This is a genomic window from Sessilibacter sp. MAH1 (assembly GCF_054658315.1).
In genome coordinates this window covers 1-21,416 of the sequence record NZ_BAAGIC010000023.1, presented here as the reverse complement: position 1 = coordinate 21,416, position 21,416 = coordinate 1, and the positions used below count along the sequence as shown (strand labels likewise).

Below are 21,416 nucleotides of genomic sequence, written 5' to 3'. Positions count from 1 at the left end.
ACAGTCAGTCGTCGAACATCGCCATTAAATTATTCAGCGTATCACGACCTTTTTGCTGATTTTGCTCTGGGCTAGATTGACCAAATCCTTCTCGCTCCACTTCGTCTGCCGGCAGCTCCTCTAAAAACCGGCTTTCGCTGGTCTCCATGACCTCGCCGTACTGCTTGCGTTTAGACGCTAACATTAGCGTTAAACTGCGCTGGGCCCGGGTAATTCCCACATACGCTAAACGACGTTCTTCTTCTACGTTTTCTTCTTCGATACTGTTTCTGTGCGGTAAAATGTCTTCTTCTAAGCCCAAAATAAAAACGTGAGGAAACTCCAAACCTTTAGAGGCGTGTAGCGTCAGCATTTGCACTTGATCTTGGGTTTCCTCTTCTTCTTGTCGGTCTAAAAGATCCATTAATACCAGTTTAGTAATGGCGTCTTTTAATGAAATCGGCTCCCGTGATGGATCTTCGGGAGTGAGCATTCGACCGATAGAATCCAGCAGGTAATAGACGTTCTCCATGCGGCGCTCGGCAACCTTAGAGCTGCTGGCATTTTGGTGTAACCAACCTTGGTAGTCGATGTCTTCAACCATTTCGCGAATGGCGGCCATGGCTTCGTCGGTTTCTGCACGTAAGCTGATGTTCATTAACCAATGACAAAAACGGCGAATCCGCTCTAGAGCATTTTCAGGGATTTGCGATTGCAAACCCATTTCGTCGCAGGCCGTAAATAAACTGATTTCTCGCGAAGTTGCGTACCGCCCCAAAACTTCTAAGGTGCTTGGACCAATTTGTCGGCGTGGCGTATTGATGATACGCAAAAAGGCATTGTCGTCATCGGGATTCACCACTAAACGCAAATACGCCATGATGTCTTTAATTTCAGTGCGTGCAAAAAATGAGGTACCGCCACTCATGGCGTAAGGAATTTGATGATGTTGCAGCTTTAATTCCATCAAACGCGCTTGGTGGTTACTGCGATACAAGATAGCAAAATCGTGAAACTTAGCCTGACGCTGCAAACGCTGAGTAACAATTTCGTTAGCAACCCGTTCAGCCTCGGCTTCTTCATTAGCGCATTTAATAATCCGAATGGGTTCGCCAATGGATTTATCACTCCACAGCGTTTTTTCAAATTCGTGGGGATTATTGGCGATCAAGTGGTTAGCGGTTTTTAGAATACGTTGTGTGGAACGATAATTTTGCTCCAACTTAATCACTTCTAAATTGGGAAAATCGACCTTTAACAAGCTCATGTTTTCGGGACGAGCGCCACGCCATGCGTAAATGGATTGGTCATCGTCACCCACCACGGTTAATGAGCCGCGGCCACCAACCAACTGTTTAACCAACAAATACTGAGCGTTGTTGGTATCTTGATATTCATCGACCAATAAATAACGGATTTTGCGCTGCCAGTGGCGAAGCACCTCTTCGTTTTCAGAAAACAGATTTACTGGTACCAAAATTAAATCGTCAAAATCAACGGCATTGTAGGCGTGTAATGCTTGATTGTAGCGTTGATACACATAGGCAATTTTTTGCTCGCCTTCGCTTTCTGCCTTACTGATGGCAATGCCCGGATGCACCTGATCATTTTTCCAATTCGAAATTTGATGCTGGGTTAAATCGAGCAGATCGGTGTCTAAATCGCCGTCTTTGAGCATTAATTCTTTCAGTAGCGCTCGCGAATCTTCACCGTCAAAAATCGAAAATCCGGGTTTGTAACCCAAATGCCGATATTCGCGGCGAATAATATTCAAGCCTAAATTATGAAAGGTAGATACGGTTAAGCCTTTTGCCGCAGAGCCTTTTACCAATTTTGTGGCGCGCTCTTTCATCTCACGGGCGGCCTTATTGGTAAAGGTAAGCGCCGCAATATTACGCGCGGGAATGTCGCAGTTTTCGATGAGATGAGCGATCTTTCGGGTAATCACGCTGGTTTTACCACTCCCGGCACCGGCGAGCACTAAACACGGCCCATCAACATAATGAACGGCTTGGCGTTGTCTGGGATTAAGCTGTGTCACGGATTACCCTTTAACAATTACTGTTTCTGTGAATAGATATTTAAGAGACCCTACTTATACCGAGAACCTCACGCCTTGTCACCGATATCGCCACCAGCGAAAGGCCACCACTTAAGATCGGAATTCTAACAATCCTAAAACCATTCTCAAATGTCAGCGGTCGCTATAAATACCTGTCATTCAGGAAAAAAGCATTCACCAACGTGACTACGAATATTGATCAAAAAATACTTCAAATTAATTCTTGCCGATAAAACGCTAAAGTTGTCGAAAACCTCTGAAAATCGCAGATTTGCCCGAATATTTTCGGCAAAGCTTAATAAAACAACAAAAGATTCTCTTTCAAGTCCAACTAGGCCTATTTTAAGTCATAGACCATGGGTATAATCGCGGCCAATTTTTGCCCACCAGAGATTTTCCTGTGATTGAGAAGTTAAGAAACATTGCCATTATTGCCCACGTTGACCATGGCAAAACCACCCTCGTTGATAAGTTGTTGAGCCAATCCGGCACCCTAGACCGTAAAGATGTTGGCGCAGAGCGCATCATGGACTCCAACGATCAAGAGAAGGAACGTGGAATCACCATTTTGGCGAAAAACACCGCCATCCGTTGGAATGACTACCGTATCAACATCGTAGACACCCCTGGGCACGCCGACTTCGGCGGCGAAGTAGAGCGCGTATTGTCGATGGTAGACAGTGTGTGTTTGTTGGTTGACGCCGTAGACGGGCCAATGCCACAAACGCGTTTCGTAACTTCAAAAGCGTTTGAGCGCGGCCTAAAGCCCATTGTTGTTATCAACAAGGTTGACCGCCCAGGTGCGCGTCCAGATTGGGTTATGGACCAAGTATTCGATTTGTTCGACAACCTTGGCGCAACCGACGAACAATTAGATTTCCCAGTTATCTACGCATCTGCACTTAACGGCGTTGCTGGTGATGATCCAGAAAACTTGGCCGAAGACATGACGCCGTTGTACCAAATGATCGTTGACCGTGTACCACCACCAGACGTAGATCCAGAAGGTCCGTTCCAAATGCAAATTTCTGCATTGGATTACGACAGCTACGTAGGTGTTATCGGTGTTGGCCGTATTACTCGCGGTAAATTATCACCAAACCAACAAGTGGTTGTGAAATCTGCCGACGGCTCTACCCGTAAAGGTAAGGTTTTAAACGTTAAAGGCTACCTTGGTCTTGAGCGTATCGACACACCACAAGCAACCGCAGGTGATATCGTTTGTATCACCGGTATCGATAAGCTTTCTATTTCTGACACCTTGTGTGATCCAGATAACGTAGAAGCCTTACCAGCATTGAGCGTTGACGAACCAACCGTAAGCATGACCTTTATGGTAAACGATTCTCCGTTTGCGGGCCTTGAAGGTAAGTTTGTAACCTCGCGCAATATCAAAGAGCGCTTGGATCAAGAACTTATCCACAACGTTGCATTACGTGTAGAACAAGGCGACACCGCCGATAAATTTATCGTTTCTGGTCGTGGTGAATTGCACTTGTCGGTGCTCATCGAAAACATGCGTCGTGAAGGTTTTGAGCTTGGCGTTTCACGTCCTGAAGTGGTTCAAAAAATTGTTGATGGCGAAGTTCTTGAGCCCTACGAAGCGGTAGTTATCGATATCGAAGACCAGCACCAAGGTGCGGTAATGGAAGAATTTGGTCTTCGTAAAGGCGAATTGACCAACATGGAGCCAGACGGTAAAGGTCGTGTGCGCTTGCAGTTCATCGTTCCTTCACGCGGTCTGATCGGTTTCCGTGGTTTGTTCCTAACACTTACCTCTGGTTCAGGCATCATGACCAGTATCTTCGATCACTACGGCCCAGTGAAAGAAGGCGATGTTGCTAAACGCCAAAACGGTGTGTTGGTGAGCATGGTTAAGGGTAAAACCTTGGCTTACGCATTGTTCAGCCTTCAAGACCGCGGTCGTTTATTCTTAGGTCACGCGGTTGATGTGTACGAAGGTCAGGTGATTGGTATTCACTCACGCGCCAACGATCTTGTGGTTAACCCAACCAAAGCCAAACAGCTAACCAACATTCGTGCTGCCGGTACCGACGAAGCCTTAACCCTAACACCTCCTATCAAGCACACCCTTGAGCAGGCGTTGGAGTTTATTGAAGACGATGAATTGGTAGAAGTAACACCAAAAAGCATTCGTATTCGCAAGAAGTTGTTAACCGAAAACGAACGTAAACGCGCGAAAAAATAATACGTTAAAAATAACGACGTATTTATTGAACACCGAAAAGGTCAGCTTACGCTGGCCTTTTTTGGTTTTAACCGCTGCGAACTTATAAAAACTCTGATTAACCTAGAGACTCCAGTTACCCAAGGCCGAGCAAATCAGCAATTTCCACCGATAACTCAAACACCAAAGCCTTACAATAAACCTCTTTTCTTATAAACAATGCCTGCCCACGCACACAGAAGTAACTCGGCGATAAATGTCCAATGCCAAATAAAGTTTAACCACCATGGTTTGTAACGTGCAGGCACGTGAAACAGAGAGAAGGATTTATCGTAAAAGGGCGCGAATAACCAAAGATCGCCGACGTAGGCATCTAAAAATACGTGTGAAAGACCGCCGAGACTAAAAAATAACGGCGCGTATTTTACTGTGGATGCCGAGATCCAAAGTGGCGATAATTTTAGCCAAAGCACAGAAATGATGCTCAACAACAGCCAAAAGCTGGGCCAGTGTATAAAATAGCGATGATGATGCACTAAGCCATGATCGACCCAGTAAAAATAGATCAGGTCAAAATCAGGAAATATTGCTCCTAGAAGCCCCAAAAACATCAAAATGCCCGTAGAGCCGCTCGACAAACCTAAGCGATCAAACAAAAAACGCGACAGTAAATAACCCGAGGGTAAATGGGCAATAACCATGAAATCTAAAGAAATATAGTTCAGTCAATTGATGAAAACAGAAAACCATTTGAGCGCCACTATGCAAATTCATTCCACAGATCGCGACAAATTTTTGTTACCAAAGGTAAAGTTCGCTATCGAATTCATACAATCACGACTGACTCAATCACGAACTGATCGAGGGCCAACCTACAAGCGCACCATTGGCCTGCTATTAATAAGCTTTATGTTGCACGGTTGCGACCCCTTGATCGTTCTTGAACAACAAACCGTGAAACCAGCTTCATTTACCTTAACCTACCAAAAGTACTCCACCAGCCGTGCACCACTTTTATTAGAAACCGTAGATGAAGGATTAACGCTCTGGTTTCCTGCAATTCCGGGAGGTCTGGTCGGCACACCTAACAATCAAATGTTGGCAGAAGTGGTCGTTACACAAAAACAATTTCAGTTAGATTTGCCTGAATCGCCACAAGACATCGCAAAGCCTTCATCAAAAATGAATATCCGCCCCGCAGACACGGCTCTTATTCGTGTAGGTACCTTTCACGGCTTTCCCAATTCAGAACCCGGCGGCGGCGGTTTTATCAATAAACACAGTGGTAATCATTTAATTTTGGTGTATTTCTCAAAACCTTGCGTTATTAAGGGCGACATATCTACCGATCTGCATACCGAGAACCTCACCATTGCCCAACCCGGTTGGAATTGGTTGGAATTGGTACCCGATGAGCTCGGTTACCAACCCAAAGTGTATACCGGCAGCGAAACGAATATAGAAATGGCTATTTACGTGAATAACGCTATCAGTCTTTAAGCGCTGTGCAGAGCGTTTACTCCCGGTAGATCAGCTTACAAAATTTGATTACTTTTTGATGAACTCTAAATGCGCCAACCGGTCGGATGGACACTACGTGTGCATCAGAGTAATTAAAAGATAACGGCTCTTTTTCATTCTCTGGAAGGACTATCACTTCACCCGTAGTGTACATAAAGAAGGACTCACGGGTGAAAATACCATCGAATCGAACCATACTCGGCCTAGCGCTGGCACTGAGCGGCATTGCTCATGCGGTTTTATTTCTTGTTATTGATGCGTTTTTTTCGCTGCCACGCCAATCGGCTTTTGCACCTCAAATTACATCAACCACCTTATCTATCGATTTAACACCGCAACTTTTAGCTATTCCAAAAATAGACGAGCCAGATTTAACCAAAACCGAAGAATCAATTATTGGTAGCGATTTAGTAGAAACACCAAAACCGATACCGGAGCCGGAGCCGGAACAAATCGCTTCAGAACAAACAGCGCCAAAACAAACAATTCCAGAACAAATAACTCCAGAACAAATAACTCCAGAAAACGTGGTTCAACAGCCGCCGGTAATCAATCCAATTATTGAAGCACCTATTACCGAAACTATCACAGAACCTGACGCACCCCAAAAAGAAACCACTAAAAATACGTCAAAACCTCGCCAGCTTTTCAGCTTGCAGCAGCAAATACAATCGGCGGTTAATGCCGAATTTAATCAAACTGTGCAAGATGCGGATATCGTTAAAAACCTCGCCAACGATAACTGCACGCTCAATGACCAAAAATCGCAAATTGTTGTTTGTAATAAAGGCTCGAACACACTAGAAGGCAGTGATACCAGCACCATCAATATTAATTCGCAATCGTTTAAAATCAGCGAATTCAAACCAGAATCTATTGATGCTCAAGAAAGAAATCGTTTAATTGAATTAGAACGACAACTGCATGCCATTAAGTCCGACCAAAACATTGATAAAAGTATTGTCGCGGCGCATCAACGTGAAGTGACCAACGATCTGGATTATATAGAAGCACAACAAGGAGCAGCGGGACTCCTTGGCCCAATATTATTAACCGGGCAAATTATTGCCGAGAAGGTTAAAAAACCCAGCTTTTATCAAAGCAGTAAAGATCATGTTTTTACGACCGATGACACCACAAAAAGTATAGAAGTCACCAGCGATACTCTCGATACCAAATTAATTACCGATACTGAAATAACTACTGATGCTCTCAGTACAGCAAAACAAAAACAACAAACACAAACTTCCGATCAGCCAGCATCAAGCGCGGCTTTAGATAACAGCGCTAGTCAGCCTCACGTTATTCCAATTATTACGATTTCACCGAAAAAGTCGTCGCCAGACCCCACCGACAAAAATCAAGATTAAGGCTTACGGTTAAACGCTTACGGCAAACCAACAAAAAATTTCCCTGTGTTATGCTTAATTTATTGAAAAAGCATTCCGCTAGGAGAAACCCTTGGTACCGATTCCTTTTTCCCACCCAAAATCTCATTCGTCTCACAAACTAGCCAAGCGTATTTGTGCGTTAGGTTTAGGCGCCTTACTCTTCAACTCAACTCTGTCTTTTGGGCAGTCTCTGCAAAAATCCAAACCCTCACCAGATACCTTCGAAGATACGGTATACCTCAACGGTGATGTTTTAAGTCGCCAGATCGCCAAGAAAAAACTCAGTATCGAAACACTGGCAAACATCTACGCCAAACGCATCGCACAAATTGACGATAACGGCCCAACACTGAATGCCGTTGTCGAGTTGAATCCCGATTATGTTGCTATCGCCAAAGAACTCGATAGCAAATCACCACAGTCTGCGCTGCACGGTTTACCGGTACTGTTAAAAGACAATATCGATACCGGTGACAAGATGTTAACCACCGCTGGCTCGCTGGCATTAATGAATAGTCCCGCCAAAAATGACGCCTTTATTGTGAAACAACTGCGTGAATCGGGCGCGCTGATTTTTGGAAAAACCAATTTAAGCGAATGGGCCAATTTCCGTTCGTCACCGTCGATCAGCGGCTGGAGTGGCCGCGGCGGGCAAACCAAAAACGCCTTCGTCACCGATCGCAGCCCCTGTGGCTCTAGCTCTGGCAGTGCTGTCGCTGTTGCAGCCGGATTCGCACCGCTGGCCATAGGCACCGAAACCGATGGCTCGATTTTGTGCCCGTCGTCTATGAATGGCATTGTGGGTATCAAACCAACGCTGGGATTGGTCAGCCGCAGCGGCATTATTCCGCTGTCACACAGCCAAGACACCGCCGGGCCCATGGCAAAAACCGTAACCGACGCCGCTATGTTGCTGTCGATTATTGCCGGAACAGACCGAAGCGACCCTTACACGGCGCAGGCCAATAAACACAAACGCGACTTTGCCGCGGGTCTTAGCCAGACGAGTCTTCAAGGCAAACATTTGGGCATTGTCAGCCATTTTACCGGCCGTCACGAAGGCACCGACGAGGTTTTTGCCAAAGCGGTTAAAACACTCGAAGCCTTGGGCGCAGAATTAGTAGAAGTGGATTTGCCTAATTACGGCGAATATTCAGCGGCGGAATTTACGGTTTTACTGTACGACTTTAAGCACGATATCAATCAATACTTCGCCAAACGCGGCGACAAAAACATTAAAAATCTCGACGATATTATTGCTTTTAATCAACAACACGCCGATCAAGAATTACCGTTTTTTGGCCAAAACACGCTGATATTGGCGAATAACAAAGGCGCTTTATCGAACGAAGAATATTTAAAAGCGCTGCAAATTGCGAAGCGCCTAAGCGGCCCAGAAGGTATTGATGCCGCCCTGAAAATGCATAAACTCGACGCGCTCATTGCCCCGGCCTACACACCCGCACCACCTATTGACCCGGTCTTGGGTGACGGCAAAATTTACGGCTCATCGTCACCGGCTGCGGTCTCTGGCTATCCAGCCATTACGGTTCCCGCCGGATTTGATCACGGTTTACCCGTCGGTTTATTATTTTTTGGCGCAAAATGGAGCGATGCCGAGCTAATCAACTACGCCTACGCCTTTGAGCAAGGTCATCAAGCGTTTAAAGCACCGCAGTTTTTACCAACGGTATCTACAAGTCCGTAATCACATCGTCATAGATCTGTAGCTCTGAGCAAACAAGGTGTCTATCAGGTATATCGCCTAAAAAACACAAGGATGTGTTTCTAGCACAACAACCTCACCCACTATGCAATTCCTAAACACTCCCAAAATGAATAGTAAGCTCTGACGAATTTCGGGAAGCTGGTTTTTGGTTCGTCTTTTACAACAGATTTCTTAAATCGTACGTTGATTTTAACCTTTAGCCTAAAAGGGCGACCATGAAACTGCTGACCCAAAAAATTCGTGCCTTCAAAGTTGTGGCTTTCGCCAGCTGCATCGCATTTAGTGCCTCGTCCCACGCCGATGAAAACAAAAAATTCGAAAAGCTGCTCGACGAACACTGGCAATACTTCTTACAAACACATCCGTTTCAAGCATCTGACTACGGAGACTTGCGATACAACGATAAGCTGCCCGATAACTCGCTGGAAGGTTTAGCCGCACACAGTGATTTTCAAAGTAAGTTATTAACCAAATTAGCGAAGCTAAATCTCAATTCGCTAACGCCTAAAAACCAATTAAATTATGAATTGCTCACCCACGAATTAAATGTAAATGTTGGTGAACACATTCATAAAACTGATTTATTTAACATCACCAATCGCTCCGGCCCGCATTTAGAATTAGTGTATTTTTTAGGCCAGGCGCCACTGTTTACCGACAAAGATTACCAAAACTACATAAAGCGCTTGCAAGCGGTGCCAGAATTTATGGCCCACGAACTGGAAGTCGCGCGCGAAGCTGTATCGCTCGGGTTGGTACAAAGCTGTGAGTCCATGGCCGGTTACGAAAACTCCATTGCTACCCATGTGGTAAAAAATCCAGAAGACAGTAAATTCTACGAACCTTTTTTAAAGCTACCGAATAAATTTTCTGAAGAACGCAAGACAACATTACAAGCCCAAGCAAAAGCTGTCATTAAAGAATCGGTAATTCCACAAATTGCGTTATTCGGTGAATTCTATACAAAAGAATACCAACCTAATTGCGCCAAAATTCCCGGCGCATCTAATTGGCCAAAAGGCGACGAGCTTTACCAATTTCTAATTGGCAAATACACCACCACGGAATTAACCGCCGATCAGATTCATAACATTGGTTTAAGCGAAGTAAAACGTATTCGCGACGAAATGATTGCTGCCATTAAACAGGCCGAGTTCGACGGTGGCCTACAAGAATTTATTCAATACCTGCGCACCGATAAGCAGTTTTACGCAAAAACACCAGAAGAATTAGTCGCACACGTAAGCACCATCGCTAAAAAAATGGATGGCGAACTGCCAAAACTGTTTGGCAAATTACCCAGAAACCCCTACGGCATTAAAGAAGTACCGGCCGATATCGCCGAAAAAACCACAACGGCTTATTACTCACCGGGTGCCGCCGATGGCTCAAGAGCCGGTTTTTATTACATAAACACCTCGCTGCTTGAAGCTCGTCCGCTATACACCCTCGAAGCACTCACCCTGCACGAAGCGGTACCGGGCCATCATTTACAAATTGCCCTTGCGTACGAAAACGATGTGCCTAATTTTCGCCGCGACATTAACAACACCGTATTTATTGAAGGTTGGGGTTTATACGCAGAGCGCCTAGGTTTAGAGGTGGGTTTTTACGATAACCCTTACACCAATTTTGGCCGTCTAAGTTACGAAATGTGGCGCGCACTGCGCTTGGTGGTTGATACGGGCATTCACGCCAAAGGCTGGACTCGCCAACAAGCCATTGATTTTATGGCCGAAAATTCCGCATTAAGCTTGCACAACATCACCGCCGAAGTAGATCGGTACATTACCTGGCCCGGCCAAGCATTGGCCTACAAAATCGGGGAATTAAAAATTCGTGAATTGCGTGAAAACGCTGAACAAAAATTGGGTGATCAATTTGACGTTCGCGCCTTCCACGATGCTTTGTTAGAAAATGGCGCCGTTCCTTTATCGATTTTAGAAGAATTGATGGATAAATGGTTGGCAACACAAAGCTGATAATCGCCAACCATTAAATATCTGCTTAAATCAGGGATGAGTTAATCAGAGGTTCACATAAAAAAACCGCCGATAATTTTCGGCGGTTTTTGTTTAAAAATAACGTTACTGTCAAAAACAATATCAAAAACGATTTCAAAAAAGGTCAAAACACTTTCAAAAAGACTTTTTCTGATTTCCTCTTAGGCCGCAGATTTTTCTTCTGAATTAGAATTTTCACCATCATCAATATTAACTGCTTGACGCTGTTGAACTTCAGCCAATTCTGGCGCAAGTACATGCAACGACGATGGTTGCACCTTAATGGTTAAGGGTAAATCTTCGAAAATCTCGCCATCAAGAACATAGTTCTCTGCACCTTCAATTTCTAACTCAATGGTTTTGGCTTGGCAATGATGAATATTCTCGTTCGATTTAGCCGCTTCAGGTGAAAACCCAGCCATGGTTAAATCGAACATACTCATATATTTAGCGTGGCTCGCATCAAAGGTATCTAACCACGTGATATCCAATAAACCGTCACGATATTCTGGCTCACCGTTACCTTGCGCGAGTACAGAGGTAATGGGCGCAATATTAGCAATCGTTAAACTCGGTGTTTTAGCCTCAATAACGCGATCACCATCTAACGTCATTTTAATGCTGAGGTTTTTATTTTCGCTAATAGCGGACCATAAGCTTTTTATGTAAGCCATTTGACCAAGGGATTCTTTATCGGGCACGGCTTCACGTACCATGGTTTCTTCAAAACCAACACCCGCGACCAGCATCATCATTTTGTCATTGCACGTTGCGGTATCAATGGTGCGAACATTACCTTCAATCAAAATATTACACGCAGCTTCTGTGGTGGTTTCGGTTAAACCAAACAATACCTTGGCAACCGAATTAGCAGTACCGTTGGGAATAATGCCCAGCCGAATATTGGAATTAGCCACATGCTCGGCAACCGCAGCAACGGTACCATCGCCGCCGCAGGCGATAATCATTTTAGCTCCGTTAGCTTTGGCTTGTTCAACCAATTGTTTTGGACTTTGTTGTTTGTTCATTTCACGCAGGGTTAAGTTGTAATACTCTTTTAAAGCATTAATTATCTGCGGTTTAATTTCGCCCAAATTACCCGAACCCGAATTAGGATTTGCAATAATCCACGCGTCTTGAAGCAGTTCTAACTTACCCGACGTGTAGAGTTTATGAAGGTGTTTGTACTGTTTACGATTCAAATTCGCGGTATTACGAATCTCTTTTACCTCGCTAAGCATGGCTCTAATATCGTCTTTTTTATGCTTAACAATCAAATACGCCATCATCACCAAGACCGAACGGCCACGACCAAGTGCACAATGAACCACCACCTTACCGCCACCACTGATTTGATGATCAATCCAGCGAATCGCCTTATTCAACTGATCAACCGTAGGAATAGAATGATCAAGCACCGGAACATTCAAATATTGAATACCGAGCTTCTCACTCTCCCAATTTAAGGCATCAAACTCGGCGGTTACGTCCAATACAGCGGTGATATTTTCGGACTCGATAACAGGTAGGGTAGAGCGCGTTAAACGGCCCGCCAAATAAAGATTAGGAGAAATCTTTTGTACACGCGGCACCTTGTCGCGACTTCTTACAATCTCATTGTAAAATTTGGCAAACAATAAGAAAGGAATAAACAACCAGCGCGTCCACCAAGTAATACGACCATCAAGGCGTTTTCTAAAGATTGCAGGCTTGTTAAGCACATAAGCAACACCAACCACAAAAACCGACAGTGCACACCACAACAACAAGGCTTTTAAGACAAGAACTGGCGTAAACCAAGCCGCAATCGCAAACAAGACACCGACGAGCAAATAAATAGATCCAATGTATTCCACAATACCCTCTCTTTATTTTTACTCTGTATTCAATTCTGTGCAGTTTGTATTTATTAAGACTATCAATATTAGATAGATAGCCAATAACACAGCAAATACCGATCCAGTGTAAAAATTACAAAAGTAGAGAAAATACGTGTAAAAAATACCATTAATTAAACATCGACCAAAAGACAAAACTCCTTTCCTCAATAAAAATATTATTTATATTTAGTCTTTTAACAGTAGAAAAACACCATCAGTTTTTAAAAAAAATGGCAAATAAACGGTAACTTTAAAAATTAAAAATCAATTAGATAGAAATTTAATAAGCCTAGAAAATTACCATTAGCCCGAGTTAATAAAACCTAAAACCAAATTACAGCTCGAAACAACCAACTCTAAACATTAACTTCAATACTTCTCAACCTGTTAACTTAATAAAAATCAGTCACAGCCATCTAACCCAAAAGCTGCAACGGAAATCTAATTTTTTCGCCAAATTAACTTTAAAAGATGAAATTAACGCCACATAAAGCGGAAGATTGACGTAACAGAGGTTTAGAGATAGCGTTCGAAAAAAACCCTACTAACACATCTACAGTAGTACCGGATATGTTGCAAACTTCAGCCCCTTGAAGAAATTCAAAATAGGAAGTAACAATGCCTCATATATTTAATACCCAAGCTATGAGAGAAAAACTATTTCTAATTCGACAACTAGCGCTCGCAAGCAATAGTTATTGCACAAGCGTTGGGAGTAAGAAGTCTGAATTTGTATGTAAATCAGAATCCTGGCTTGAATATTCCCGAACACTAGAAGAGATTCTGAGTCGATATATTATCGAAGTATCAATATCCCTAAGAATGTTTGAGGATTTGTTGAATTCCCATGGAAATAAGTGTTTTTTGAATTCTGCAGAAAATATTGTTTCTAACAACAGATCCATCGGCCAAATGGAAAATAATAGCTTTGATCTAACGATCCGAGAATCATGTAATAAAGTTATACATGCAACAAGAGTAGATCTAGAATGGGTTGAATCAGATAACGAAGAAATTACATATTGGAGTGGAAACTATACTCTAAGTGGTAAAAAAGGAAGAAAAAATTGGAAGCTTATAGTTTTCACTGATTTATGGGCTCAATCTATGAAGGAGTATATTGACGAGATCGAGAACTCTGATATCAATTGGCCCGAAATTTACGACTAAATTAAATATTGTATATAACGGCAGTGATTTTCAAAGGACTGAACTTTTTAATAGTTCTTTTTATTTACGGTAATAAACGAGCTTGTTCTAAGCCAAGCATCGAAGAAATTCAAATTTACTTGCCACAATGAATTAGTTCTCGAAGCAAATAAATTTTACGAGAATAAAGATTATGAGTAAGCTCACGATTACTATCGTAGAGCATCTATATACCAAGATTTAACAGGCACGGATTTGGAGCGTTGTTTGGATCTGAAAAAAGACTGCTAGATTTTCACAGAATATCGGCTGATTCCAGGAAAAAATCTTTAACACACAACCAGCAAATGTAATCATAAAAAACGGTCATGAAGGACCATGAAAATACATAAAGACGAAATTGGAATTATTACTATTTACACCTGTTTAACCGTGTATTTTTTCTGGCTTTTCTTCGCCCTAAATAGGTTTAATTCTTCCGGCGAAGAGCAATTGGTAGGTCATCTATTAATATCATACGAGCTCTTTCCACTCGCAACATTAGTTGCTGGTGTAACAACGTTAATTTTAGGTTGGTCTGGACTTGTTAAACCAAAATATAAAAACAAGCTTTTAATTCGCCAGTATATTATTTATTGGGCAGGAGTTATGCCCGCAATTATTTTCGCAGCCTGTATTTTAGTTTACGTAATTTATATTTATAGAGCAGCAAGCATCTAATTACCTCATAAAATCTCAAGCTAAACAAGTTTAATTTTGTACACTTTGAGTTATATTAGAAACAGTATACAAGGCAACATTATTGATTGGAATAGATCAATATTTCTGGTACAACCAGATTATTAAGTTACACAAAAGGTAATCGAGACAATAAATGTATATTTTGAGAATATTTTTTGGGTTGTTATTGGTTTTTTCTTTAACTCTTCCTTTATCTACATGTAGCGGACCAATTGAGGAAGGAAATCAGGCACAGCCCGATCTTATTGAGCGATACATTATTTCCGACTTTGGATCAACTTCTCAATGGTTGTCGGTGCTTACATTTATCATCCCACTTGCTGCGGCAATATCAATTCGCAACCAAAAGGGAATAATAAAGAGTGAATCAATATGTCTACTCTCCGTTATTCCATGCAGTGTGATTCTCTACGTTCACACCGCTACGGGAACACTCGCAGCTGGCGGTATTATGGCCCTAGTTAGCATCATGGTTTTTTTTACAATTTCGCTCATCTCTTTGGTTAAAATAAGTATTTTAAGAATAAACAATTCAACTTCTACTTAATTTTAATTTCGGTTTCCATTTACTAAAATAATGCAGCCCCACATTATCGTATCCATGTTATATTTGCCGATTTTCTATCAATGGATATAGCATCTTCGATCAAATTTATTACATCTATGAACCCAGTTTTCAACGCCGCTTCGTCATCTATGTACGCCTCAATATTCGGCTGCGTACCAATCTTATTCATATCTGCCGTATCTGCTATGACCGAAGCAACCGAAATATTACAAATTTTCACATTTATAATATTTTCGTTATTAACTTATTCAGTGTCAGTTATTGTGGTTTTCTTGTTGGCATTAATTGTCGGTTCACCTATGTATTATGTTTTGGTCAGACTCAAGGTGAACAACTACTTGAGTGCTTCTATTTTAGGAGCATCTTTCATTGCTTCGATTTTTGGTTTCCATATAAGTATTGAATACTGTTTTTTACTGTTAACCGGGATTTCAGTTGGCGCTATTTACCACTACAATTATGCTAAAAATACAGATGCTATCTAGGATGTATTTATAGGAAACTCTGATTAACCTAGAGTTTCTCACGACACAAGGATGTGTCACCAATTTCAAGAACGGTAAGTGATTGAAATAGTGAAGAAATTGGAAATCGCATTTTCAATTTCTGTCCTCTGATTAAATCATGGATGAGTTAATCAGAGGTTTCTATAGTTTATTCTGGCATGTGTATATTTTGTTGAATACACTCTACCAGTTTAAATCAGATTATCTTTTATTGCTCCAACACCGTAGAAACCTAACATCTTTAAAGAGTTCGTTTTCCAGTATTTACTACGGTAAGTTCTCGCCAGCTCACTCGGGTTACGCGCCCCACATAACGAACATTCCAACCTGACTCATATCCATTATTTAACTCTCATAACTGTCTCTTTTTCTAAAAGTGAGGCAAACTTCGGCGGTCTATAATCGAATGTTGAAAAGCAAGTAACCGTTAAACCTTGTGGCTTTCGGGATATCTGGGTGTGTGACATTTAAATGAAAGTATTACCTAACAAGTTATTGATTTTATTATTATTTTCTTCATTTACTACATTAGCAACCGAGAGTAATTCTTCAAAAATTAGTACAAATATTCCACGCCAAAACTATCCCTATTCGAAACTACATCAGGTTAGTACAGATATTCCGAGTTACGAGAAAGAAGGTTTTACAATTTACACGGATTTAACCGAACTCAAAAAAATTGACCGCAGAAAAGTAAAAACCCAATCGTCACCAGCAGTTCTTGATGCCGTCGGAAAAATTATTGTATCCCACACGGACGAAAAAACTGAAAATACTTGCTCGGGGAGTTTGATTGCAACCACTCCGGGTCAGTCGAGTCGTGTAATTAATAGTGCTGGCCATTGCTTTGGCGAAACTAAAACGGGAGCTCTTATTGATATTAAGAGTATTAAATGGCTTACCACAATAAAGTCTGGAAAAAGAGTTGAGAAACTTTTAAAACTTGAGGCATATAATTTAAAACAAGACGCCGCGATATTGTCTTTTGATGAAAAAATTCCTTTTTCTGAAATAAAACCCATTTTAATTAAAAACGAAGTTACCATGCCGCCTTCCGATATGATTTTCTACAACAAACAATCCGTTATCATCTCAGCCGGCTACAGTAGTGACGATTATAAAGGGCAAGATGGGGCGGTATTGACCTACGACGATGGAATTAGCAACAAAGATTTCACAGATGGATTAGGAACTTACGGCGACTACTTTTCTATGAATACCGTAGTATTTTCCGGTGCTAGTGGAGGAGCTTTATTAATGCTAACGGATTTATCAGAAGAAGATATCGTAAATCCGTACAACCAGTTTTACCTTGTAGGTACTGCATTAAGTATCTCTGGAAAAGGTAACAAAGCATTCGGCTTTTCTGATAAATCGACCATTGGCAGTTCTCACACTATTTACCGCAGTTACACAACTACCGATGCGCAAATTGTGGATAAATTAAATAATTAGAAAAATATTAATTATTTTGAGTTTCTCTTATAAGCTCAAGTTGGTATTATTTTATGCTCAATCTAAATATAGGGATCAATGCATGGCTCACATAGAGATGTCACTGCTAGCGATTGAGTGTTTTTCAAACGACGGTAAACTGGACGCCAGTGAATTGGACAAATTGGTTACATTAGCCGAAGCAGATGGTGTAATTACCAATGAAGAAATTGAAGTGCTAAAGAGCGTTATAAAACGCATTAAACCGGAAGAGATTGATGCTGCTATGCAAAATCGTCTGAGTGAACTTAGTCAGAAATTAAGCGGTATGAGCAAATAATTCTGTTGAACTAAAAGATTTAATACTTTTTAATTTTTGTCGATGTGTAATTTTTTATTTCGGTACTTATCGATTTTAACTCGTAACCTAAGGACAGGTAAAAATGACCTCTTCATCTGATAATCAGCAGCCCAATCAACAAGCACCTTTGATTGTGCCGCGTATAAAAAACGATAATTTTCTAACCTATTTAAACAGCCTTGAGGGTATGACGGAGTCATCTCTACCGATTACGGAGCGAATCGCTGGTGACTTGTTGTTAACTTACGCCATTGATATCGGCCCAAGTTATGTTATGGCTACACCTTTAAGCCTCAAGGAATACAATATTCAGCGATCACAATTAAGAGAATCGGCTTTAGCAAATAGCATAGAAGCCATACGTGGTGCTCAGATAGGAACGAACGAAATCATTTACGAATTAACCGCGCCAGACAATATGGCAGCGTGTTCTATTTTATTCCCTAATCTATGGCAGCATCTAGAAAAAGAAATAGGCGGTTCTATTGCGGCGACATTTCCGCACCGCGATTTTGTCCTTTACGCACGCAACAACGCAGATGGCCTAAAGGCGCTTCGAGAAATCCTGTCACAAATGAAACTTGACGATACTCATTCGTTGTCGAAACTAATCTATAAACCAACACCAACCGGATGGGAAGAAGTTATCGACTAATCTTAGATTCAAGCAGTTAAAAATCCACCGACATTGTGAATACTATCAACTGCATGATTAGGGTTTGCAATATTGGTGGTAAATTGCAAAAAAGTCGCGAAAATGCCGCAAAAATAATTAGGCAGGTTCGGTTTGTATTTCTATTGTATTTATCGACCCAGATTTAGGTATCACCGAAACGATATCGCGATTCACAGAAATGTTAGATTTATGATGGGTTTCTATTAAATATAATGGCCTGCGTTTAACTTCTTCAAACATTCGCCCTAGATATTCACCAAACACACCCATAAACATTAATTGCAGGCCACCCAAAAACAGCATTACCACCATTAATGAAGGGTATCCTGCAACAGGATCGCCCCAAAGTAGCGTTTTTAAAATAATAACCATGCCGTAAATAAACGCGCCCAATGCCAGTAATCCACCAATGTAGCTGGCCATGCGTAGCGGTAGCGTTGAAAACGCCGTAATTCCGTCGAGGGCGAAATTCCAGAGTTTCCAATAATTGAACTTGGTATCTCCAGCGGCGCGTTCGGGTCGCTCATAGGTAACTTCCGCTTGTGGGTAACCTACCCACGCAAACAGCCCTTTCATAAAGCGGTTGGTCTCGGGCAGTTTTCGTAACGCCAATACAGAACGACGAGAAATTAGTCGAAAATCGCCGGTATTTTCGGGAATCTCTACTCGGCTTAATTTTCCCATGCAGCGATAAAACCATTGCGCTGTTTTGCGCTTTACATAGGTATCGGTATCACGCTTAGTTCTACGCGCAAATACACCATCATAACCCTCTAACCATTTTTCGATCATTACGGGAATTAATTCAGGTGGGTCTTGAAGATCGGCGTCAATAAAAATAACTGCGTCACCGTCGGCTTTATCTAATCCCGCTGACATCGCGGCTTCTTTACCAAAGTTGCGACTTAAATTAATGTAAGAAATTCTCGAATCTTTTTTAGCTAAGACTTTAATTATATCCAGCGTATTGTCTTTACTGCCGTCGTTTACAAACAGTATTTCCGCGCCAACTTTGAGGTTACTAATAATAGGATTAAGCGTTTTATAAAATGTCTCCAGTACTTCGCTCTCGTTATAGGCGGGAACTACAATAGTGACATACATATTCTTAATCCTTTTTTGATATGAAGACTATACTTTTATTAAGTAAGTAACCTAGTACGAATACAATTCCCGTAGCTACTACTTGCGCTACAATGTAATTAATCGCTAAAACGCGTATAAATACCGCCATTAACAGTAAATTTGCAAGAAACATCAAACAGGCTACAAGAAACGACTTCCACAAAGTTTCTCGGTAATTTATCTCACTTTTAAACGTTACTTTGTGATTAAAATGGTGGTTAAAAATGACGCCGACAATAAAGCCGACGGAGGTACCTATTTCGATTGGAGCACTCATTAGCTCAACAAAAATAATAAGTACCAAATAATGTAAAGCTGTGCCAAAAGCGCCAACCAATCCGTATTTAATAATTTGCATGATACATCTCTGCTTTTTTGGTTCTTGCGCTGTCGCTTTGCCTATAACCGTTTACAACCGCTTATAAATTTCTACCGGCCACCAGCCATCAAAATCGGCTAAAAACTCATACTGCTCATCAATCAGTGTACAGGTGCTGTCTAGGTTTTCTACCAGAGTTTCTATACACAATCCTTTATCGGCGATTATAAAGTCGGGATTGCTCGCTAACAATGTCACATAGTATTCGTCTGCGACGAGCACACCCGATTCTTCTAACTTGGGAATGTGGTTAGGAAAGACGTATTTTTGAGAGTAATGCAAATTGTTAATAAATAGATACGCGGGCGTTGTTAATATTGAAGCAACCAAATCATTTTTTCCGATATTTTTTGCCATAAACTCAAACGCTTGATGCGATTCTTTTGCTTCTACTCGGTTTAAATGATGGTTAATAACGCGTTCAGATCCGCTTACCATGTAACCGAACAGCGAGATACATAAGCTAAAAACCAACACATTTTTGAGTTTAGCATCGTTACTGCTTTCAAAGGCGACGGCCGCCAAAATCGCCAGCGGCACTAAAACAAGTACCCAGTAATGATTGAAAAAACTTCGCGAAATCACCGCGGCAATTACGCCAGCAACGCCTGTTATTACCGAGAAAATAACGGCTTGAAATTTTTTGTCTCTATAATGCCAACCGGAAGATAACGCTGCTAATACTACAGGGACAAACGGAATTACCCAGTAAAAGCCTTTTTCTATGACGTATTTCTTATTAATAGGATATTGATAGCCGCTTAAAAAGGTTTTTTGATCTTGGAAATATTCCTGAATTAAGTTACCACCAGAAATCCAATCCACTATAAATGCGCAGTAGATCAACAGATTACCAACCACAAAGCCTAATAAAATCCACGCACTGATTTTGATGACTGATATAAACGAACGTTTGTTTATTAATAAGATTGTGATAAACGCTAAATACGCGAATAATCCCAAAAAAGAAAATAAATAGTTAATTGAAAACCCTAATGCCACTAATAAACCATTGCACACCAGTAATCCGTTATGAATAACCGGTTTATCATTGGGATATAGTGTATAAATTCGGAAAATAACGGCAATTATTGCCGTTTGGAATATTTCTGTATTACCGGCTGCGCCGGCCAAACCCAAGGGAAAAGCCAAACACACTGTAATTGCAGTAAAAATGGCGGCGTTGGAAAATCGTAATTTTTTTAAGCCATAATAAAGGCAGCTACAGATAATTAAAATGGCACACAAAGTTGCCATGCGAATTGCAAAAAAGTTAACACCAAAAACCAGAAAAAAGGCTGCGTATAGATAATAAATGCCTATCGGTTTGTGATCAAAGACGTCTTGATAGGGCAGACTTCCATTTAATAAAGATTTTGCAACAAGTGCATACATGGTTTCATCTTGGTCGATAACCTCGACAAATCCATTTAGAAATAAAATAATTATTGCCAGAGAGCAGGTTATAGCTATTGGCACCATAACCAGGGAACTAGAATAAAGATGTGTTATTTTCGTTTGATTTACTAACGAAAAATGATTAATCACTAGAACACACTCCTTTGTATTGTTTGTATTATCCCTATATCAGTTTATGGACGGAACCTTTTATAGGAACCTTTGATTAACTCATCCATGATTTAATCGGAGGGCAGAAATTGAAAATGCGATTTCCAATTTCTTCACAATTTCAATCACTTACCGTTCTTGAAATTGGCGACACA

18 protein-coding genes are annotated in these 21,416 nt (G+C 41.4%); 12 read left to right on the top strand and 6 right to left on the bottom strand.

The window, feature by feature from the left end:
• Positions 1-4 precede the first annotated feature (4 nt).
• Positions 5-2,020, bottom strand: a complete 2,016-nt coding sequence (rep, locus tag ACYQ28_RS17860; RefSeq protein WP_460052440.1) for a DNA helicase Rep — start codon at positions 2,018-2,020, stop codon at positions 5-7.
• A gap of 421 nt (positions 2,021-2,441) precedes the next feature.
• Here rep and typA point away from each other — a divergent pair, with 421 nt between their 5' ends.
• Positions 2,442-4,250 carry a translational GTPase TypA gene (typA, locus tag ACYQ28_RS17855; protein ID WP_460052439.1) on the top strand — a complete coding sequence of 603 codons (1,809 nt, stop codon included), beginning with the start codon at positions 2,442-2,444 and terminating at the stop codon, positions 4,248-4,250.
• A 170-nt stretch (positions 4,251-4,420) separates the two neighbouring features.
• Here typA and ACYQ28_RS17850 read toward each other — a convergent pair whose 3' ends face one another.
• A complete protein-coding gene (locus ACYQ28_RS17850; protein ID WP_460052438.1) occupies positions 4,421-4,930 on the bottom strand; it encodes a metal-dependent hydrolase in 510 nt (169 codons plus the stop codon).
• A gap of 61 nt (positions 4,931-4,991) precedes the next feature.
• Here ACYQ28_RS17850 and ACYQ28_RS17845 point away from each other — a divergent pair, with 61 nt between their 5' ends.
• From ACYQ28_RS17845 to ACYQ28_RS17830, 4 genes are all read left to right on the top strand, one after another.
• Positions 4,992-5,729, top strand: a complete 738-nt coding sequence (locus tag ACYQ28_RS17845; RefSeq protein ID WP_460052436.1) for a hypothetical protein — start codon at positions 4,992-4,994, stop codon at positions 5,727-5,729.
• 191 nt (positions 5,730-5,920) lie between these two features.
• On the top strand, positions 5,921-7,120 hold the full coding sequence (locus ACYQ28_RS17840; protein WP_460052435.1) for a hypothetical protein: 1,200 nt from the start codon (positions 5,921-5,923) through the stop codon (positions 7,118-7,120).
• 91 nt (positions 7,121-7,211) lie between these two features.
• Entirely contained in the window at positions 7,212-8,849 is a 1,638-nt protein-coding gene (locus tag ACYQ28_RS17835) for an amidase (protein WP_460052433.1), read from the top strand.
• Between the two features lie 236 nt (positions 8,850-9,085).
• Positions 9,086-10,852, top strand: coding sequence for a DUF885 domain-containing protein (locus ACYQ28_RS17830; RefSeq protein WP_460052432.1), 1,767 nt, complete (start codon positions 9,086-9,088; stop codon positions 10,850-10,852).
• Between the two features lie 182 nt (positions 10,853-11,034).
• Here the strand turns inward: ACYQ28_RS17830 and ACYQ28_RS17825 are convergent, their stop codons facing one another.
• Positions 11,035-12,729, bottom strand: coding sequence for a diacylglycerol kinase family protein (locus ACYQ28_RS17825; protein ID WP_460052431.1), 1,695 nt, complete (start codon positions 12,727-12,729; stop codon positions 11,035-11,037).
• 888 nt (positions 12,730-13,617) lie between these two features.
• Here ACYQ28_RS17825 and ACYQ28_RS17820 point away from each other — a divergent pair.
• From ACYQ28_RS17820 to ACYQ28_RS17790, 7 genes are all read left to right on the top strand, one after another.
• Positions 13,618-13,923 (top strand): hypothetical protein, encoded by a 306-nt coding sequence (locus ACYQ28_RS17820; RefSeq protein ID WP_460164736.1) that lies wholly within the window; start codon positions 13,618-13,620, stop codon positions 13,921-13,923.
• Between the two features lie 357 nt (positions 13,924-14,280).
• The gene (locus ACYQ28_RS17815) at positions 14,281-14,622 is read left to right on the top strand and encodes a hypothetical protein (protein ID WP_460052428.1); all 342 of its coding nucleotides are present in this window, start codon (positions 14,281-14,283) and stop codon (positions 14,620-14,622) included.
• Between the two features lie 154 nt (positions 14,623-14,776).
• A complete protein-coding gene (locus ACYQ28_RS17810; RefSeq protein WP_460052427.1) occupies positions 14,777-15,190 on the top strand; it encodes a hypothetical protein in 414 nt (137 codons plus the stop codon).
• Between the two features lie 206 nt (positions 15,191-15,396).
• Positions 15,397-15,696 (top strand): hypothetical protein, encoded by a 300-nt coding sequence (locus ACYQ28_RS17805; RefSeq protein WP_460052425.1) that lies wholly within the window; start codon positions 15,397-15,399, stop codon positions 15,694-15,696.
• A gap of 492 nt (positions 15,697-16,188) precedes the next feature.
• Positions 16,189-17,172, top strand: a complete 984-nt coding sequence (locus tag ACYQ28_RS17800) for a hypothetical protein (protein WP_460052424.1) — start codon at positions 16,189-16,191, stop codon at positions 17,170-17,172.
• An 82-nt stretch (positions 17,173-17,254) separates the two neighbouring features.
• Entirely contained in the window at positions 17,255-17,491 is a 237-nt protein-coding gene (locus ACYQ28_RS17795) for a hypothetical protein (protein ID WP_460052422.1), read from the top strand.
• Between the two features lie 103 nt (positions 17,492-17,594).
• On the top strand, positions 17,595-18,167 hold the full coding sequence (locus tag ACYQ28_RS17790) for a DUF1444 family protein (protein WP_460052421.1): 573 nt from the start codon (positions 17,595-17,597) through the stop codon (positions 18,165-18,167).
• 117 nt (positions 18,168-18,284) lie between these two features.
• Here the strand turns inward: ACYQ28_RS17790 and ACYQ28_RS17785 are convergent, their stop codons facing one another.
• Genes ACYQ28_RS17785 through ACYQ28_RS17775 form a run of 3 tightly spaced genes read right to left on the bottom strand, consistent with a single transcriptional unit; the run spans position 18,285 to position 21,087 of the window.
• Positions 18,285-19,292: a glycosyltransferase family 2 protein gene (locus ACYQ28_RS17785; protein ID WP_460052419.1), complete on the bottom strand. Its 1,008-nt coding sequence runs from the start codon at positions 19,290-19,292 to the stop codon at positions 18,285-18,287.
• A gap of 4 nt (positions 19,293-19,296) precedes the next feature.
• Complete coding sequence (locus ACYQ28_RS17780) at positions 19,297-19,671, bottom strand: GtrA family protein (RefSeq protein WP_460052417.1); 375 nt, start codon at positions 19,669-19,671, stop codon at positions 19,297-19,299.
• Between the two features lie 51 nt (positions 19,672-19,722).
• A complete protein-coding gene (locus ACYQ28_RS17775; protein ID WP_460052416.1) occupies positions 19,723-21,087 on the bottom strand; it encodes an ArnT family glycosyltransferase in 1,365 nt (454 codons plus the stop codon).
• Positions 21,088-21,416: the final 329 nt, after the last annotated feature.

Bases quoted from the DNA above. Each gene is read 5' to 3' on its own strand.
- ACYQ28_RS17850 (WP_460052438.1), bottom strand. From the start codon at position 4,930: ATGGTTATTGCCCATTTACCCTCGGGTTATTTACTGTCGCGTTTTTTG.
- ACYQ28_RS17845 (WP_460052436.1), top strand. From the start codon at position 4,992: ATGCAAATTCATTCCACAGATCGCGACAAATTTTTGTTACCAAAGGTA.
- ACYQ28_RS17830 (WP_460052432.1), top strand. From the start codon at position 9,086: ATGAAACTGCTGACCCAAAAAATTCGTGCCTTCAAAGTTGTGGCTTTC.
- ACYQ28_RS17815 (WP_460052428.1), top strand. From the start codon at position 14,281: ATGAAAATACATAAAGACGAAATTGGAATTATTACTATTTACACCTGT.
- ACYQ28_RS17810 (WP_460052427.1), top strand. From the start codon at position 14,777: ATGTATATTTTGAGAATATTTTTTGGGTTGTTATTGGTTTTTTCTTTA.
- ACYQ28_RS17805 (WP_460052425.1), top strand. From the start codon at position 15,397: ATGACCGAAGCAACCGAAATATTACAAATTTTCACATTTATAATATTT.
- ACYQ28_RS17800 (WP_460052424.1), top strand. From the start codon at position 16,189: ATGAAAGTATTACCTAACAAGTTATTGATTTTATTATTATTTTCTTCA.
- ACYQ28_RS17795 (WP_460052422.1), top strand. From the start codon at position 17,255: ATGGCTCACATAGAGATGTCACTGCTAGCGATTGAGTGTTTTTCAAAC.
- ACYQ28_RS17790 (WP_460052421.1), top strand. From the start codon at position 17,595: ATGACCTCTTCATCTGATAATCAGCAGCCCAATCAACAAGCACCTTTG.
- ACYQ28_RS17785 (WP_460052419.1), bottom strand. From the start codon at position 19,292: ATGTATGTCACTATTGTAGTTCCCGCCTATAACGAGAGCGAAGTACTG.
- ACYQ28_RS17780 (WP_460052417.1), bottom strand. From the start codon at position 19,671: ATGCAAATTATTAAATACGGATTGGTTGGCGCTTTTGGCACAGCTTTA.
- ACYQ28_RS17775 (WP_460052416.1), bottom strand. From the start codon at position 21,087: ATGTATGCACTTGTTGCAAAATCTTTATTAAATGGAAGTCTGCCCTAT.